Annotated in this window: 13 protein-coding genes and 1 riboswitch; of the genes, 9 read left to right on the top strand and 4 right to left on the bottom strand. The window is 48.0% G+C overall.

Annotated elements, in window-relative coordinates:
- Nucleotides 1–25: 25 nt before the first annotated feature.
- The 8 genes from COW15_RS20670 to COW15_RS20635 all read left to right on the top strand — a co-directional run bounded on the left by COW15_RS20670 (nucleotide 26) and on the right by COW15_RS20635 (nucleotide 10,776).
- On the top strand, nucleotides 26–1,138 hold the full coding sequence (locus tag COW15_RS20670; protein WP_293635673.1) for a hypothetical protein: 1,113 nt from the start codon (nucleotides 26–28) through the stop codon (nucleotides 1,136–1,138).
- Between the two features lie 172 nt (nucleotides 1,139–1,310).
- Nucleotides 1,311–1,409, top strand: a riboswitch (TPP riboswitch).
- 171 nt (nucleotides 1,410–1,580) lie between these two features.
- Nucleotides 1,581–3,728: a phosphomethylpyrimidine synthase ThiC gene (gene thiC, locus COW15_RS20665; protein ID WP_293635671.1), complete on the top strand. Its 2,148-nt coding sequence runs from the start codon at nucleotides 1,581–1,583 to the stop codon at nucleotides 3,726–3,728.
- Nucleotides 3,729–3,730: 2 nt separating this feature from the next.
- The gene (gene thiE / locus COW15_RS20660) at nucleotides 3,731–6,451 is read left to right on the top strand and encodes a thiamine phosphate synthase (protein WP_293635669.1); all 2,721 of its coding nucleotides are present in this window, start codon (nucleotides 3,731–3,733) and stop codon (nucleotides 6,449–6,451) included.
- Between the two features lies 1 nt (nucleotide 6,452).
- Nucleotides 6,453–6,656 (top strand): sulfur carrier protein ThiS, encoded by a 204-nt coding sequence (thiS, locus tag COW15_RS20655; RefSeq protein WP_293635667.1) that lies wholly within the window; start codon nucleotides 6,453–6,455, stop codon nucleotides 6,654–6,656.
- A gap of 1 nt (nucleotide 6,657) precedes the next feature.
- Nucleotides 6,658–7,422, top strand: a complete 765-nt coding sequence (locus COW15_RS20650) for a thiazole synthase (protein ID WP_293635665.1) — start codon at nucleotides 6,658–6,660, stop codon at nucleotides 7,420–7,422.
- A complete protein-coding gene (gene thiH, locus COW15_RS20645) occupies nucleotides 7,419–8,534 on the top strand; it encodes a 2-iminoacetate synthase ThiH (RefSeq protein WP_293635663.1) in 1,116 nt (371 codons plus the stop codon). The genes COW15_RS20650 and thiH overlap by 4 nt, the downstream gene beginning before the upstream one ends.
- A 98-nt stretch (nucleotides 8,535–8,632) precedes the next feature.
- Nucleotides 8,633–8,896, top strand: a complete 264-nt coding sequence (locus COW15_RS20640) for a chemotaxis protein (protein ID WP_293635661.1) — start codon at nucleotides 8,633–8,635, stop codon at nucleotides 8,894–8,896.
- Nucleotides 8,897–8,901: 5 nt separating this feature from the next.
- Entirely contained in the window at nucleotides 8,902–10,776 is a 1,875-nt protein-coding gene (locus COW15_RS20635; protein WP_293635659.1) for a putative metalloprotease CJM1_0395 family protein, read from the top strand.
- Between the two features lie 39 nt (nucleotides 10,777–10,815).
- Here COW15_RS20635 and COW15_RS20630 read toward each other — a convergent pair whose 3' ends face one another.
- The 4 genes from COW15_RS20630 to cmoA all read right to left on the bottom strand — a co-directional run bounded on the left by COW15_RS20630 (nucleotide 10,816) and on the right by cmoA (nucleotide 15,435).
- On the bottom strand, nucleotides 10,816–11,733 hold the full coding sequence (locus tag COW15_RS20630) for a LysR family transcriptional regulator (protein ID WP_293635657.1): 918 nt from the start codon (nucleotides 11,731–11,733) through the stop codon (nucleotides 10,816–10,818).
- A 95-nt stretch (nucleotides 11,734–11,828) separates the two neighbouring features.
- Nucleotides 11,829–13,667: a M3 family metallopeptidase gene (locus COW15_RS20625; protein ID WP_293635655.1), complete on the bottom strand. Its 1,839-nt coding sequence runs from the start codon at nucleotides 13,665–13,667 to the stop codon at nucleotides 11,829–11,831.
- Nucleotides 13,668–13,714: 47 nt separating this feature from the next.
- Nucleotides 13,715–14,707 carry a tRNA 5-methoxyuridine(34)/uridine 5-oxyacetic acid(34) synthase CmoB gene (gene cmoB, locus COW15_RS20620; protein WP_293635653.1) on the bottom strand — a complete coding sequence of 331 codons (993 nt, stop codon included), beginning with the start codon at nucleotides 14,705–14,707 and terminating at the stop codon, nucleotides 13,715–13,717.
- Nucleotides 14,704–15,435 (bottom strand): carboxy-S-adenosyl-L-methionine synthase CmoA, encoded by a 732-nt coding sequence (gene cmoA, locus COW15_RS20615; protein ID WP_293635651.1) that lies wholly within the window; start codon nucleotides 15,433–15,435, stop codon nucleotides 14,704–14,706. The genes cmoB and cmoA overlap by 4 nt, the downstream gene beginning before the upstream one ends.
- A 149-nt stretch (nucleotides 15,436–15,584) precedes the next feature.
- On the opposite strand from cmoA, the gene COW15_RS20610 reads away from it, so the two are divergent.
- Complete coding sequence (locus COW15_RS20610) at nucleotides 15,585–18,398, top strand: transporter substrate-binding domain-containing protein (protein WP_293635649.1); 2,814 nt, start codon at nucleotides 15,585–15,587, stop codon at nucleotides 18,396–18,398.
- Nucleotides 18,399–18,418: the final 20 nt, after the last annotated feature.

Here is an 18,418-nt window from a genome sequence, read left to right as displayed (position 1 = left end):
ATCGCACAAAACCTAAGGATGGATTTTGCCTTTTCAACGTCAGCCCCAAGCTATGCCTGTATTTGCAACATCTTCTACCGCGAAAGCGAGCGGAGATGATATTGATAGTACTGTGCCTATTTCGTTCACATCGCCAGAAGGTGAGACTTTTATCGTGTTTGACTATCACCTCAGTGATCAGGGTGATGCTTTGGTATCTGAGTCTGAATCCCAATTTGAACTGTCTTGTACGTTACAAACCCGTGTTCAGGCATTGGGGGCGGGATCCGTTTTGTGCGCTCGTCAGCCATATCTTAAAGGATTTAGCCTGCTATTTTTTGTGCTGCTAGTACATGCGTGTGTATTTTTACTTATCTGCATTTTGTGGCGTCCACAGTTAAATCCCTTTGGATTAACGGAAAGCGAAAGCCGTGGCCCTAAAGCAACGGCGCTTAAAGCTTACTTTATTTATGCTCCCGCGGTAGAGAAGGCAGAAACTGCTGCACTTGAAAAGGTCATGCCTGAAAATGTTGCAGCTGAAAAAGCCGTCCTTGAAAAGGTAGAGCTGGGAAAAGTAGACCAGGAAAAAGTGAAGCCAGATACGGTTAAACCGGACATCGCTCAATCGAGCCAATCTCAATCAAGTGCCCAAAGTGAAGTTCAGCCCGCGGAAAAGGCGGCAAAAAAGCCAACTAATACGTTGGATGCCACAGAAATTAAGCCGCAGCTTGGCGCTGAGAGTTCGCCCGCAGCAGAAGGTGAAAGCACAATAGCGACAAGCTCAAGCATGAGTTTATTCACTCAGCACTATTTTGAACGTCAGCGCGAGCAAGCGCTCGATGACCTCGTGATTGAACAGGCCGATAAATTCACCCGGAAATCGAATATGAGTGAAATGAGCCCTGAGATGGAAGTGTTATTTGTCCCTAATGCCGATGATTTCGGTGGCGCAACGAGTCTAGATTTATCCTTAGATCCAAATCGTATTGTGCGTAAAGGGGATACTTGTTATCGCGTGGTACAAGTCGGCACTCAAGTTAATCCTTACGCCGAAAATTTAGGCTTCCCATTTGACTGTAGTGGCAAAAAAATCAATCAAGCGATTGATGATGCCATTCAATCTCGATTAAATAAAATGATGCTCAAACCCCATAAATAGTGACTTTATTTTATGATTTATTTTCACGCCAATTATAACTTTGTTAATTTAATTTAATTTAGTTTAATTAATTAAAAACAATGAATTATGAATCTTTATTTTGGATTGGTAGTTAAGGTTTTTAATTACTTTTTTCCTTGTTTGTTGCTGCCGCTTCTGTCTATACTGCGCACTCATCTTGTCGGAGTGCCTCTTGGCTGAGACCGTTTATTCGGGATCCGTTGAACCTGATCAGGTTAAAACCTGCGAAGGAAACAAGCGTAATAACACCCATTAAATCGTGGATCATAGTGGACAGATCACAAATGATTCAGGCTGATTTAATCGTTATTGAGCAATGAAACCTAAGTGTGCCTTTTCGGCATTTAGGTTCGATTGACTCAGCTATCAACAACTCAAGTCTCCAGACAAGCAACTCTATTTTTTTAAAGTGAGATTGCTTATGTCCAGTTCAAACCAAAACCCAGCTGTAGCTGCCAATGCGATAGAGAGCACAGCGCCAGAATCGACAATTCCTAATAAATCGACAGTGCCTAATAAATCGGCCGAGTCTAGTCAATCAACAGTGCCTAAGGCGCCGAGTCGCCGCGAAACCCGCGCCCTGGCCCAAGTCTTTATCGATACGTTAGCACCACTGCAACATCCTAATTCACAAAAGGTTTACCTCGAAGGCTCTAGTGCCGATATTCGTGTTGGCATGCGGCAAATCCTGCAGACTGACACCCTGGTCGGCGGTACAGCTGAGGCGCCCATCATGGAAAAAAATCCACCAATTCGCGTGTACGATTGCGCTGGCCCTTATTCCGATCCCAAGGCCGACATCAATGTGCGCCAAGGTTTAAGTAAATTAAGGTTACCGTGGATTGTCGAGCGTCAAGATACTGAAGTGTTAGCCTGTGCGACCTCGGATTTTACCCAACAAAGACTCGCCGATGATGGTTTAGACCATCTGCGTTTTGAGGCAGGTTCGAGTGCCATTGTCCGCCCACGCAGAGCGCTGCAGGGCAAACGAGTCAGTCAATTACACTATGCCCGTCAAGGGATTATCACTCCTGAAATGGAATATGTGGCGATCCGCGAGAACATGGCACTCGCGCAAGTACAGGATGAAATCCTCAATCGTAAAGCTAAGGGGGAAGCCTTTGGTGCCTTAGTCGGCGAGCCGATTACCGCCGAATTTGTCCGCGCCGAAGTTGCCCGTGGCCGCGCGATTATTCCGCTGAATATTAACCATCCCGAAGCCGAACCTATGATCATAGGGCGTAACTTTTTGGTGAAAGTGAACGCCAATATTGGTAACTCGGCGGTGACTTCTTCCATCGAGGAAGAAGTGGAAAAGCTCGTCTGGTCAACCCGTTGGGGCGCAGATACTGTCATGGATTTATCCACGGGTCGTTACATCCACGAGACCCGCGAATGGATTATCCGTAACTCGCCAGTGCCCATAGGCACAGTGCCGATTTATCAAGCGCTGGAGAAAGTGAACGGCGTGGCAGAGGATTTAACCTGGGAAGTGTTCCGCGATACCTTGATTGAACAAGCTGAGCAAGGTGTTGATTACTTTACTATCCATGCTGGTGTGCTGCTGCGTTATGTGCCGATGACGGCTAAACGCGTCACTGGGATCGTGTCCCGCGGCGGTTCGATCATGGCCAAATGGTGCCTGAGTCACCACAGGGAAAACTTCCTCTACAGTCATTTTCGTGAGATCTGTGAGCTTTGCGTCGCCTACGATGTATCCCTGTCTTTAGGTGATGGTATGCGTCCAGGCTCGATTGCCGACGCCAATGATGCCGCCCAGTTTGCAGAGCTTGAAACCTTAGGTGAGCTAGTCAAAATCGCCTGGGAATACGACGTACAAACCATTATCGAAGGGCCGGGACATATCCCGATGCAGCTTATTAAAGAGAACATGGACAAGCAGTTAGTTCACTGCGACGAGGCGCCGTTTTACACCCTTGGCCCACAAATTACCGATATCGCACCTGGGTATGATCATTTTACCTCCGGCATAGGTGCGGCCATGATCGCTTGGTACGGCTGCGCTATGTTGTGTTATGTCACGCCAAAGGAACATTTAGGATTACCGAATAAACAAGATGTTAAGCAAGGTTTGATTGCTTATAAGATTGCCGCCCACGCCGCCGATGTGGCGAAAGGTCATCCGAGTGCGCAAATTCGCGACAATGCGCTGGCAAAGGCGCGGTTCGAATTCCGCTGGGAAGATCAATATAACTTAGGACTCGATCCTGACACCGCGCGGGCTTATCACGATGAATCTTTACCGCAGGAATCTGCTAAAGTCGCGCATTTTTGCTCTATGTGCGGCCCTAAATTCTGTTCGATGAAAATCACCCAGGATGTGCGCGCCTATGCCGCAGGTTTAGAAGCGGAGCAAGTTGAAGCGGCTGCGCAAGTCATACAAGCTACAACGTCAGTAGCGATGCAAGTCACAATCAAGACACCGCAGGAGTTGGCAGCGGCGATGGCGCTAAAATCGGCACAATTTACCGCCTCGGGCGCCGAGATCTATCAGGTGATAGATAAGCAGGTGAAAGACAAGCTTGTCGCCGAAGTCGAGGAAGCCTAATTATGCTAGGTATTCATGGGGATAATCTGCCCATGAATACTGCTCACCCCGCGATTGTTTGGACCATAGCCGGTTCAGACAGTGGCGGCGGTGCCGGTATTCAGGCGGACCTAGCAACAATTCAAGATTTGGGCTGTCACGGTTGCAGCGTGATCACCACAGTGACGGCGCAAAGCTCAGTGGCGGTCACTTTAGTTGAGCCCGTATCGGCGGCGATGTTAATGGCCCAGCTGACGATTTTAGTTTCAGACTTGCCACCCAAAGCGATTAAAATCGGCTTACTGGCGGATCAAACTCAAGTAGTCTTGCTGGCTGATTGGTTGACGAGTTTTAAAATCCACTATCCATCTGTGCCTGTGATTGTCGATCCTGTGATGGTCGCCAGCTGTGGCGATGCGTTAGCAGTAGATAACAGTCTGGATATAAAAAGTACCGCCAAATCAGCCTTAGATTTTAAGCCTTTCAAAGGCTTAATCGACCTTATCACACCCAATGTGCTCGAACTTGGGCGGTTAACCCACAGTGATGTTTCGACTAAAGCGCAATTCGCTGCCGCGGCACTGACTTTATCCCAGAGTCTTGATTGCAGTGTGCTCGCCAAAGGGGGCGATGTGAGCTTTGGCAGCGCTGATATTCTTGGTGATACTCATGCTAAAACTCAAGCTCAAGCTCATATTATCACTCTCGATAGCAACGGCTGGGATCTTGATCTGGCCGAGGATTATCTGGTTTGTCGTCAAGTGCGCGCAAGCTCAGAGCTGCATCAAAATGGGCGTTTCTGGTTAGCGAGCCAGCGAGTTAATACCCGTCATAACCATGGTAGCGGCTGCACTTTGTCATCGGCCATTGCCGCCGTGTTAGCGCAAGGTTTTGTATTGCAAGATGCGGTGGTTGTTGCCAAAGCTTACGTGAGTCAAGGCTTAAGCGCGGCGATTGGTTTAGGGCAAGGTCCTGGGCCATTGGCCCGCACGGGTTGGCCTAATGACTTGTCCCGCTACGCCAAAATAAATCAGTGGGATGGCAATTTTATCGATCATCACAAGCAAAACTTTGATGTTGGGAGTGATTTAGCAGCAACAGTTTTATTTGCAACAGATCAGGCAAAAGCTCAGGCAAGGGTTCAGGTAAGAATAGCCTCGACGGCACCTCAAAATATTTTATCCCAGGGTTTTAAAGTGCTCGATGCCGATCTCGGTGTGTATCCCGTGGTGAGTGACTTAACCATGCTGGAGAGTTTGTTAGCTGCGGGCGTTAAAACCCTGCAGTTACGGATAAAAACAGATATGAGTGAGTTAGGCGAATCAGAGCTAGTTGGCTCGGAATTAGAAGCACAAATTCAAACGGCCATTGCCTTAGGCAAGCATTTTAATGCACAGCTTTTTATCAATGATCACTGGCAGCTAGCGATAAAATACCATGCTTTTGGGGTGCATTTAGGCCAAGAAGATCTCGCTGTGGCTGACTTAGTCGCCATAAAAGCGGCGGGACTCGCGCTCGGCATATCGAGCCACAGCTATTTCGAGCTGTTATTGGCGCATCAATGCTTGCCATCCTACATAGCGCTTGGGCATATATTCCCCACCACGACGAAGCAAATGCCTTCGGCGCCCCAAGGGCTTGCAAAACTTACACATTATGTGGCGCTGCTCCAAGACCATTATCCCTTGGTCGCCATTGGCGGCATCGACTTAGATAATTTAGCAAAGGTGAAAGCCACTGGTGTGGCCAATATTGCTGTGGTGCGGGCAATAACCGAGGCTCAGGATCCTGTCGCAGCGTTTGCAGAGCTAAGCCAAGCTTGGGAGCCATATTGGGGTGCTAAGTGCATGCCAAATATGAGCACAAATAAACCGCTTTATAATGGCGAGACGGCCAGTGGCAAAACACTCAGCGATGCCGATTTTATGCGTTATTCTCGGCAAGTCTTACTGCCTGAAGTCGGTGAGGCAGGGCAATTGCAACTGGCCGATGCCAACGTTGTAATTGTTGGTCTTGGCGGCTTAGGGCAATTGGCGGCGCAATATCTGGCCTGTGCAGGTATTGGCAGTTTGACCTTAATCGACATGGATAAGGTTGAAGTTTCGAATCTGCCAAGACAATTGTTATTCAACGATGCCGATATTGGGCTCAATAAGGCGCGAGTTGCCAAGCAAAAGCTTAATGATTTAGCGCCACATTGCACTGTAACTGCCCATGAAACAGCATTTAATACAGAAACCTCTGCTCATCACTTCGCTGACATTTTTCAGGCAAAACAATGGGGTAAAAAAGTGCTTGTGCTTGACTGCACCGATAACTTTGTGACTCGCCAAGCCATTAATCGCAGCTGTATCGAAGCGGCTTTACCTTTAGTCAGCGCATCAATCACGGCATTTAGTGGCCAATTGCTTGCGGTCGACCAAATGCAGTTTCCCTCCGGTGGTTGTTATCACTGTATTTTCCCAGCGCAGACGAGAGTATCGCAGAGCTGCAGCACCCAAGGCGTACTCGGGCCCAGCGTTGGCGTGATGGCGTCAATGCAATCCTTGGTGGTCATGCAACTCTTGCTGAGTGTGGACTGCGGTTGTGATGCACCTAAAAATGCCTTGTTGGGGCGTTTTTGGCGCTTTGACGCTAAATCCCTTGCATGGACCGCTGCTGTATTAACGCGGGATCCCCACTGTGACGTATGTGGTCCCAAAGGGGCTTATCTATCATCAAAGAAAGATAGTCTTGAGGTTTGATATGATTTTAATTCACATAAATAATGTCCCACAGTCGTTGACTGAACCGACGTCGATCGCGGCTGTGGTTCTTGCGCAAGATATTGCCCTCGATTCAGTCGCTATCGTGTTGAATGCAGAGGTGGTTCCGCGCAATCGCTGGCAATCCATTCTCTGTCAACATGAAGATAAGTTAGAACTTTTTTCAGCTGTAGCGGGAGGCTAGTATGTTAAAGATTGCCGATGTGGAGTTTGAATCGCGGTTATTTACCGGAACGGGGAAATTCAGTAACAGCCAAGTGATGCTCGAGGCGATAACGGCTTCTCGATCGCAGTTAGTGACAGTTGCGATGAAAAGAATTGATTTCAAAATGGGGCTAAATGATTTGCTCACGCCGTTACGCCAAGCGGGTGTACGGCTATTGCCTAATACTTCGGGGGCGAGAAACGCCAAGGAAGCGGTGTTTGCCGCTGAGCTTGCCCGTGAAATGCTGGGTACTTCGTGGATTAAGCTCGAAATCCATCCGGATCCTAAGTACTTGATGCCCGATGCGATTGAAACCTTAGCCGCGGCTAGGATCCTCTGTGAGAAAGGCTTTATCGTGTTGCCCTACGTGCATGCCGATCCTGTGCTATGTCGTCGCTTGGAAGAAGTGGGCTGCGCCGCGGTTATGCCACTGGCGAGTCCGATTGGCAGTAATCAAGGTTTAGTCACCGAAAGCTTTTTAAAAATCATCATAGAGCAGGCGCGGGTGCCAGTGGTGATCGATGCCGGCATTGGCGCACCTTCACAGGCTGCGCGGGCAATGGAGTTGGGTGCCGATGCGGTGCTCGTTAACACAGCTATCGCCAGCAGCGCGTCGCCGATAGTGATGGCCGAGTGTTTTAAGGAGGCGGTGCAATGCGGTAGACGGGCCTTTGAAGCAGGGCTTGGCCGAGTACAAACTGGCGCGGTACAGACCAGTCCTCTGACGGGATTTTTAAACCAATGAGTTTTGTCGCTGAATTTGCCAAGATCCCACGGGATAAACTGTTACTCGATTTGTATTCTTGCACTGCCCAAGATGTCGAGCGGGCGTTAGTGAGTTCAGAAGGGGATTTACGTAGCCTACTGGCCTTGCTATCACCTGCGGCTGAACCTTATATCGAAACCATGGCGCAGCGCTCTGCGGCGCTTACGCGGCAGCGATTTGGCGCGAATCTGGGTCTGTATTTACCGCTATACGTCTCGAACCTCTGTGCCAATGAATGTGATTACTGTGGCTTTAGCATGAGTAACAAACTCAAACGCAAAACCTTGAATGAGCAGGAGTTGATGGCCGAGATGGCCATTATCAAAGATAGGGGATTCGATTCGATCTTACTGGTGTCGGGTGAGCATGAAACTAAGGTTGGTATCGATTATTTCAAGCAAATGTTGCCGCTGGTAAAGCAGCAATTTAGCCATGTGGCGATGGAGGTCCAGCCCATGGGTGAGGAGCATTATCACCAGTTAGTCGCGCTAGGTTTAGATGCTGTGATGATTTATCAGGAGACCTATCAGCCAGAAACCTATGCCAAACATCATACGCGGGGAAAAAAGCAGGATTTTGCCTACCGTTTGGAAACTCCAGATAGGATAGCGAGGGCGGGTGTCGATAAAATAGGTCTTGGGGTATTACTAGGGCTGGATGATTGGCGTTTAGATGCGTTAATGATGGGATACCATCTCGATTATTTAGAGCGGTGCTATTGGCGTACCCGTTTTAGTATTTCGCTGCCAAGGTTAAGGCCCTGTACTGGCGGGATCACCCCAAGAGTCATGCTATCGGATCTAGGTTTAGTGCAAATGATTTGTGCATTTAGACTTTTTAATCAACAGCTTGATATCAGCATGTCGACAAGGGAAAGCCCTGAGCTGAGGGATAATCTACTGCCCCTTGGGATCACGCAAATCAGTGCCGGAAGCTCGACCCAACCGGGGGGCTATCAAGCGCCTGACAGTCAACTCGATCAATTTGAGATAAGTGATGATCGCAGCGTCGAGCAAGTGATCGAACAGATGCAACGGCAGGGGTTTAATCCGGTATTTAAGGATTGGGAATCGGCGTGGATTGTGGCATAAATCCCAGAGAAAATATGGCTCGAAACGGCGATAGACCTGTACATTCAGGGAGGCTTGGTTAATAATTAACCCATTATCACAGGGGCAGGAATACCGTTATGCAAATTCAATCTGCTTATTCATCCGGTCTGCAGGGCTTGCAAAGTGCTCAATCTGGGTTGACTCAAGCGACGATCGATGTGGCTAAACCGACACCGACTCAAAGCTCCACTCAGACAGAGCCCAGCAAAGAGGTGGCACAAACCGATAAAACCTCGGCATTGCTTTCTGCCAATGAGTCATTAAGACAAGGTGAAGCATCGGCCAAAGTGATTGAAACCGATTCAGAAACCATAGGCTCGATCATTGATATCAAGGTATAAATACTATGTCTGTCGTGGCGCTATCATCCAAGGTTGGAGCGTCATCCTCTTCGTTTTTAGGGCATGATAAGCCACAGCTTCAAACTAAGATTTATCAAGGCGATAAGGTTTATCAAGGAGCTAGCGGCCAAGCGGCATTAACCCAAACCGCTGCAACCTCACTATTTAGCTCTCCTAAAATTGAAGCGAGTGGGCCGATTGAACCACTGTTGTCCAGTGCCACTGGCGAAGCTGGGCGTGCCTCCCTTCTTTCATTTAAATCAGTTGCCTCAATTCATTCCCCTGTTTTAGTGACGGAGAATGCCTCTGCTGTCAGTAAGCTATCGGACTCTGACACTGGGATCTCTGATTTAACTATTCCCTCTCGCTCAAATGCCCTTAGTGTAGATACTTTTCTACCCAACGCGGCTTTACATTCAGATAGCGCGAGTTTCAGTTTATTGACTGGCCCGCGTTCCATTGCTGGTATGCGTGAAGGGCAGATTGCTACGCCGAACTCGGCCGCCGTGACACCATCTGTAACACTTGGGGCGCAATATGCCCCATCAATTGATGCCGCAGATGTGGCGGCCTTCGAGCCTTTAATCACTTCCTTCACGGGTATTGGTATAGGGGGAAATTCATCCACGACAGGGGCTTCTTCTTTGTCACTCAGTCCAATGGACGGTGTTTTTTCCCAAGTGAGTGAGCCAATCTCCTCAGACATAGTGATCAAACCTGATGTTTTCGCGGGTATTTCTCGGGAGGAGATAAGGGGGAATAATGCCGCTGTCTCTGGAATAAACTCTTCTGCACCCAATGAACCTCCTTTGACTCCCGTTGAACAACAGCCAAATAACGCCGAACAAAACACTGAACAAAAGTCGGTACAGGATCAATTTAACTCAGTGTTTGGCAAGTCTGTAAATGGTGAAAAAGACGTTAAGGCACAACAGGATAAAGCGGCGCAAGCGGAAGCTATCCGTGAGCAGGAGGAAAAACAGCAAGCATTAGCTGCGATATTTGCGAAGCAAAACAGCCAGGCACGAGTGAACGCCCAAGGAGGAGATGACTCCCAAAATACAACGCAAACGCAATCCTCTCCGTTAGCTCAAGAGAAGCATCAGCAAACCGAAGAGCAAGAGGCTGTTAAACAGCAAGAAGCACAGGTAGCAACGCTTAAATCACGGGATATAGAAGTCAAAGCCCATGAGCATGCCCATGCGACCGTCGGTGGACAATATGCCCAGAGTCCCAGTTTCAAATACCAAAAGGGCGCGGATGGGCAACGTTATGCGATCGATGGCGAGGTTCAAATTGATGTGTCCGCTGTGCCAGGTGATCCCCAAGCAACGATCAATAAAATGAAACAAGTCTATGCGGCGGCAATGGCGCCCGTTGATCCTTCTAGTGCAGATATTCGCGTTGCCACAGAAGCATTAAAAAAAATGGATGAAGCTAAGGCATTATTGGCTGAGGAACGTCAGAAGCAAATTGTAGATCAAGAAACCGTCCAAACTTTGATTGGTGCAGATGCCCAAATTGACGAGTTGCCCCCCCTAAAGGAGCACACTATTCGCGTAGCGGGAGAGGTGGATGCGTCGGGTAACATTGCCCAGCCCCAAGACTCGGCTTCAGCGCCAGTAACAGAAGTGGTTGATAAGATAAAACAAACAATAGCGGAGCAGATATCTTCACCTAAGGCAATAGAAGATGGGGTGATTACTGATAGCGTTGAGCCTCCAATGGCCACATTAGCCTTTAATGCTACACAATCACAGAATAACCGGGCAGCATTGCATAGTCTTGAAGCATCTCCAGTGCAGATGGACAGTGGTGCAAGTCGTTTTTACACTTCGGTTGGTTATCAAAAAGCTCATTTTCTTGATGTTAGTGCGTAAGTCTCAATTACTGGCATATTGTGAGCGAATGAATGCCCCTCACTCCATCGATGCTATTCCGTGCTGTTTTAATTCATGCTGTTTTAAGATCATTGAGGCGAGTAATTTTGATGCAGGGCCCTGCTGATCGCGATTGGGGATCACTAGACTCAAGATAATGCGGCGTTTTTGGCTGCCCTGCAAATGCAAGCGCACTAATCCCCCCGAGGCCAATTCCTCTTGAATAAGGAATGAAGGTATCCAGCAAAAACCAATTCCCTGCTTTAAGATCACTTTTGCCTCATGGAAATTGGAGACTGTCCAACGCTGCTCCGCCTTAAGCCAGCCGATATCAATATTAGATTGTACCCCAGTATCTTTAATGACGAGCTGCAGGTGTTGCGCCAGAAGTTTATCGTCATCGAGGGTGCCTATTTCGGCGAGCGGGTGACTTGGATGGCAAACAAGATGGAGTTCGTGCTCACACAAAGGTTCGGATAAATAACCTTTTGGGGGTATGCCGGCACAGATAGCAATATCCACCTTATTCTGTTGGATCAACTCCTGGGTCCCGGTGATCACTGAGTCCAAAATGATAATGCGAGTACCACGACTATGGGGCAGAAAATCATTGAGGGCACAGACTAGGCTCTCCATTGGATACACAATTTCGCGGGCGATAGTGAGTGTGGGTTCCCAGCCCTGTTCAAGATTGCTGGCAAGTTGCTCTAACTCGCTGACCGCTTGGGTCACATGACGTGAACGGCGTAATAGCACTTCACCTTGCTGGGTGAGATAGGCTTTACGTCCCTTAACCTCAAGCAGCTCTATCCCCAACTGGTGCTGCAACTTGGCTACGGCATGATTGAGGGATGACTGACTCTTATTCAGTTTTTCAGCCGCTTGGGCATACCCGCCAAAATCGACGACGGCTTGCAGAATACGCCACTGTTCTAGGGTGGATTTAGCCCGAGTCATAATTGTCTCAAAAAAACGATAGATAGAGGCTTATAGTGGCGGCTAATTATCATTTTTTCAATTAATTCCGCATTTACAACGGGTAAAGCGCGGGCTTATTGCGGTTGGTTTTGCCCTTCAGTTACGGCATCGGCCATTCTCTGAATGAGGGATGCGGGATCGATGGGATCACCAAGGCAGGCACTCAACTGACTGCTTAAGGTGAGTGCATCCTCATTGACGACCAGAAGCTGAAATAAATCGGCTTTATTTTGGGTATTCAGGGTTGTTTGATAGACGAACTGTGCTAATGCTGACTGCCAAAGGGACTGATAATAGAGAGGCCCTTCGTTGACGATGGCACTGAAGCTATATTGATAATGGTTAGTCTGCGGCCAAGGTTGGCCAAAACTCTTTTCGAACTCAGCACTAAGCTCGGGGTAACTTTGTGTACTTAAGTCCTGGGGGAAATCTAACGCAACCTTAGCGCGAAAAACTTTCATTTGTTTTGCATAGGCTTTAGCAAGTGAGCCCCGCTCATTGAGATAATCTGCTGCAAACTGTGGAAAAAGCTGATGGCGTAGCACTTCGGCTAGCCACAGGCTAGGTAGCTGATTGCTATCCATGGTTGGGGCTAAGGTATTATTGAGGTAAAAGTGGCTACCCCGGGCAAGGGCAGTGATGGCCTTGGCAATGGCTTGGGTAAATTGCTCTATATCTTTGTAACTGCTGAGCTGTGGTTTGAGATCTAAGGCCTGTTGCCCAAATTGCTGACCTATGACACTTTGACGCAGTGTCTGTTGATAATTGCGATGCTGTGCTTCATCGAAGGAAATATAAAGCTCACCCAATAATCTTTGCTGATGGTAGACGCGAACCATTTGCTGCTTTGGCAATGTGCCCGGTTGCTGAGGGTGCAAGGGCTCAAACTTAAGTCCAAAAGTGGCTAAATACGTAAAACCTCCATTGAGTATGGCCTGAGTCGATAATATTGGGCCATCGGCAGCGTCCAGCATTGCCAAATGTCGACCAAGATCCCAAGGGGCAACATTGATAGCCTCTGTTTGACTGTCGAGAAATGCTTTAACTAACGTGGGGGATGAGAGCTGCTGCGAATTCAAACGCCAACTGGCGTAATCGTTAAACCCTGCGGCAGTCGCGGCCTCTTGCCATAAAACGGCGATGCGACTCAGTGCCGTCTGGTTATATTCGCTCGCCCGTCCTTGGTAGGCCTGCCACACGGTTTGACGACACTGTGGATCGGTTTGTTTCAGCAGATAATGGGCAATGGTGCCTGAAAAATCGGCACTCTTAGGCTCGTTTGTTTGCTCATCTAAGTCTATTTCCCCTGTGTTGTATTGCGTCTCGGTGGGGAGCTGGCATTGAACATTTTGGATATCGAGACTCAGTTGTTGGCTTGCCAACCCTTGCCGAATACTCGCCTGGGCTGTGTGCAGTTTGGCTTTATAGTTCAGATCCCAATGCTGACTTAACAAGGCCTTAAGTTGTGAACTCAGTAATACTTGCTCGCGATTACCTTGGCTTAATGCAGCGGAAAGCTGTTTAAATTCAGCTTGAACCACTAAGTTGCTGAGTGTGTCGGCTAAGTGTAACTGGCATTGCAGTAGCCCTTGCCGTTCCTCGCTCGAGAGGTTGAAACTGCGGTAATACTTCAACCTGTCATTGATATTATTCAGCCCTATGGTCTGTTGTTCTAACACTAAGGCTTGTTCCGCCAGTGACAGTTCCTGTGGTGTATCAGCGGCTAAAGCGTCATTTTCTAAGGCCCCAACTTTGCGATCCTTGAGAATGGCAAAGGCGTTTGTTAGCTCGATACTGGGCAATCGCAAACATTGTTCTACCAGCAGTGGCACAGGGCTTGGCGCTGCATGTACCACAGTAGCGGGCAGTAAGTAAAGGCTAAGTAGACTAGCGGTTAACGTTGTTCTTAGCATAGGCCAGGTATTCTGCAACTGTTATAGAAAAAACGTGTTTAAATCCACTAGGTTAGATCTTGATTTGGCTGGTTTTTTACCGCGATAATCGTGGCACGTTTGGGCGCCGGGTAACCTTCAATCGTCTTTGTGATATCCGTCGGATCTAGGTATTCAACCAGTGACTCATTGGGCATCCAGTCGGTACGCCGCTGCTCAGCAAGGGCGGTGACATCAATATCGACGCAGCGTATGTCGGTGAAATCACACTTCTTTAACCAGAGCATTAAGGCTGCGACGGATGGAATAAACCATACATTATTCATCTTGCCATATCTATCTTCGGGAACGAGTACGGCATTTTCATCGCCATCGATAACTAAGGTTTCTAATACTAGCTCCCCTCCCATGCGTAATTGATCCCGCAATTGCAGCAAATGATCGATAGGTGAGCGTCTGTGATATAACACCCCCATTGAGAAAACGGTATCGAAGGCATCGAGTGGGGGTAATTCTTCAATCCCCAGTGGTAAAAGATGCACAGGATGGTGATTGCCCGCTAAGCGTTTTACCGCCTCAAATTGGCATAAAAAAAGTGGGGAAGGATCAATACCGACCACACGTTGTGCACCTGCGCCCAACATGCGCCACATGTGATAACCACTGCCACAGCCGACATCGAGTACAGTTCGATGATGGAGCGGTGAAATATGTTGTTTTACCCGATCCCATTTCCAATCGCTGCGCCATTCGGTATCGATATGAATACCGTGAATATGAAAAGGCCCCTTACGCCAAGGCATAAACAGGCGCAATAGATTTTCTAGCTTTTCCTTTTCACCAGAACTGAGTTGCTCGCCTGTGCCGACGGTGACGCTATCGATAAAATTCACTTGATCTGGCGTGGGGTAGTGCAGCTTATTGAGCACTTTTTCCCATTTAGGTAAGTTGCCATGTTTATGCTCCCGTTGCCATCTGCCCAAAATACTGGGAAGGGTTTCGAGCCAATGTTGCAGATTTGAATCGGCGATTTGTTGGTAAAATGAGCTAAAACTGATCACTTGATGGCCACCATAGATGCAAAATTAAAACATTGAAACCAAAGGCTAAAATGACTAAACCCTTGGCTGGTGAGGCGCTGTTGATGTGTATTTAAGGTATCGGGTTTCATCACATTTTCCAGCGCGCTGCGCTTTTGGCTAATTTCGAGTTCGCTATAGCCGTTGGCACGCTTGAAATCTAAATGCTGCTCTTCAAGCAAGGTTTGAATGGGGGCATCCTCGAAGCGAATTTTTTCCGATAGCACGAGCATTCCACCGGGATTGAGGCCACGATAAATTTTAGCGATCAGTGCATCTCTATCTTCTGGCGGTAAAAATTGCAGGGTAAAATTCAGCACGACCAAAGAGGCATTCTGAATGTCGATATCACGGATATCACCACAAACCAGATCGACATCGGTGTCGCTCACATAGGCACTTAAGTTTTCTTGGCAGCGCGCGATCATAGATTCACTATTATCTACGGCAATGATACGACACTGACGGCCTTGGATCTGACGACGGATACTCAAGGTCGCGGCGCCTAGGGAACAACCTAAATCATAGATTTGCGTATTTGGTATGACGAAACGATTCGCAAAATCGCCTATGGTATTGATAATTTGCGTATATCCGGGTACCGAACGGCGGATCATGTCACTGAAGACACCTGCTACACGGTTATCAAACTGGAAATCGCTAATGTGTGCACTCGGTTGAGCGTAGATCGTATCTTGAGAAGCGTTCATCTGGGTTTATCTCGAAAATTCAACCCGGCATTTTAACGAATCCCATTGATTAGCAGCAAGTCTCAGGCTAGTAATTTGCGATAAATTTTTGTCTAATATGCCAAAGGTAACAAAATTTTTACATGTACATTAGGTACTAGGGACCCAACTTGAAGTTAGTGCTCCATTTAATTGTGATCTTGTGCTGTTGTTTTTGGAGCATGGCTGGACAGGCCAGCAATGCGTCATCTATGCCTCTTGTGGTGGTGATGGGAGAAGACAGCTTTCCCTATCAGTATGTCGATAGTGACGGTGAGCCGAGTGGTTTATTAGTGGATCTCTGGAAAGAATGGGCTAAGCAAACCCATACGGAAGTCATATTTGTGGCACGCCATTGGCATGAATCACTCGAGCAACTACAGCAAGGTAAAGCCCAAGTACATTTGGGTATGGGTAAAACCCCTGAACGTGAAGCGATATTTGATTTTGCTACCCCAATTGCCGATGTGGGGACTTATTTGTATTTGCACAAATCCTTGCAAGGTAAAAAATCGATTAAGGAGCTGGTTCCCTATCAGATTGGGATTGTTGCAGGTTCTTCCCACGAGGCGGAATTACATCGAATCGAACCCAAATTAGTCTTTAAACGTTATGAAAGTCGTGAAAAATTGCTTGCGGGTGTCTCATCGGGTGAAACTGTGGTGTTTGCGGGACTCGAGGGATACTTGAAAGACCCTTCGTCATCCCAAGATATTTCGGCTAACTTTCCTATCACCGCACGGCTCCAAATTAAAGCGATGCAGTTTGTTCCCGCCGTGCTCAAAGGTAATCAAGCCTTGCTCGATAAGATTAGCAAGGGTTTTTCTGCATTAGATCCCCATTTTATCCAGCAGACGGAACGTCGTTGGCTTGGCTATCACAGTCAAAAAGCCGGACTGGTCATCGCGATGCAGCTTGGTGTCGAACCCTTTGTGGACCTTGGTGTTGATGGTTTACCCCACGGTTTATATGTCGACATGTGGCAATTGTGGTCTGAAAAAACGGGTATCGGTATTGATTTTATTTCCGGTGATATGAACACCAGTGTGAATGATGTCCGCCAAGGTTTGGCCGATGCGCACATTGGTTATCCTGAAAGCGATGATCTCAAAACTGGGCTGAGTCGTGTATGGCAACTCTATACGGTTAAGAGCCGTTTATTTCTCTATCAACAGCAGTTAACGGATTTACGAGATTTAAAGGGGAAACGCATAGGCGTCGTACCGACGGCACCTTATCTTGTCGCCCTGAGGAAGTCCCTGCCAGAGGTATCATTACGTTACTATGACACTATGGATGCCATGGTGGCTGGGGCGAGGGTGGGTGAAATTGTCGGGTTTGTTGCTTCCGGTGCATGGACTTCCCATTATTTGCTGCTCAACAAAGGTTGGTCCGATTTTAACCAGTACCCGGATCTTGAGTTCTCGACCCATATCTATGTGTTAGCGCGCAGCGATGATCCCGGGCTTATTCAGCGGATAGCAAACGGTTTTAGCAACATCAGTCCCCAAGAGTTCGCCAATATCGAGCAAAAATGGATGCTCAATCCCAAGGATCATATCTTCAATGGGACAGCCCATGACCAGATTACATTAACCCCCGCCGAACGTGCTTATATTGAGGGCCTTGGGGAAGTAAAAATGGGTTATCTCAAGCAATGGTCTCCTATGGAATTTACCGATGAGAAGGGGGCATTTGCAGGGATCAATAGCGATGTGGCTAAGCTGCTGCAAGAACAACTACCGCTTAAGTTAACCGCCGTAGCCTTCGATGATTGGCATGATCTTATTCAGGCTCTGCAGCAGGGCGAGATAGCCTTGGCGGGTAGTGTGGCTCAAACTGCGGAACGTCAACAAAGGTTGGCCTTCAGTGATGCCTACTGGCCATCACCTTGGGGGTTAGTGTCTCAACTAGAACAAGTGTCAGTCTTTAACATCGCCCAATTAGCGGGACAGAGGGTTGCTGTGGTCGAAGGCTATCATCTCGTCGCTCAACTTATGGCGTTGCAGCCTTCGCTCAAACTCGTGCTTGTCCCTGATACTCAAGCTGGGCTTGCTGCCGTGGCAAATGGTCATGCCGATGTGTTTATTGATAAAGTCGTCACCTTGGCCTCTGAGCTTAAAGCGGGCCAATATCCTTCGCTTAAGATGTCGCTCCTGAGTGACTTAGCCGATCAACACAGCCATATTGGTGTTTATCCTAAGTTCAAGCCATTAGTGCCGCTTATCAATAAAGTGCTGGCGCAGATCGATGCCAGGCGCCAACAACAGATCTACTCCCATTGGGTGTCTTTTGCGGTGGAAGCGGATAACAGCCAATATATCCAATGGTTACGCTATTTACTCTTAGGTGTACTGGGGTTATCTGTTGTGATGGTCGCTGTGTTGGCCGTTAATCGCAGGCTCAATCTTGAAATTACTCGCCGCCTTACGGCGGAAAAGCGCTTGCTCTATGTCGCGAGCCACGATGCGCTAACTCAGTTACCCAATCGTGCCTTACTCGACGATCGTTTATCCCAGGCATTATTATCACACCAAAGGGAACAGGCCCATTTTGCCCTGTTATTTGTCGATTTAGACGGATTTAAGCAGATCAATGATCATTACGGACACCCTATCGGAGATGAGCTGCTAGTGCGAGTGGCGCAGTTGTTGAGCAAGGTGGTACGCGGCTCAGATACGGTTGCACGTTTTGGTGGCGATGAGTTTGTGATCCTACTAAATCGTGTGCAAGATCTCGATGCGGCCACCCAAGTTGCTGATAATATTCTGCAGTCACTCTCTAGTCCCTTCACCATAGAAGGAGTCAATGTTGATATCACCGTGAGCATAGGTGTAGTGATCTATCCCCGTGATGGCGATACCGCCATCGGATTGTTGAAAAAGGCCGATCAGCTGATGTATCAAGCCAAGAGTGCCGGTGGTCGTTGCTATCGCTTAGCTTGATGTTTTTTTGAACGCTTATT

Origin of the sequence: Shewanella sp. CG12_big_fil_rev_8_21_14_0_65_47_15 (assembly GCF_002783505.1) — a bacterium.
Lineage (GTDB): Bacteria > Pseudomonadota > Gammaproteobacteria > Enterobacterales > Shewanellaceae > Shewanella.
Note: the sequence above shows the minus strand (reverse complement) of the source record. Positions and strands in the feature narration are given on the sequence as shown.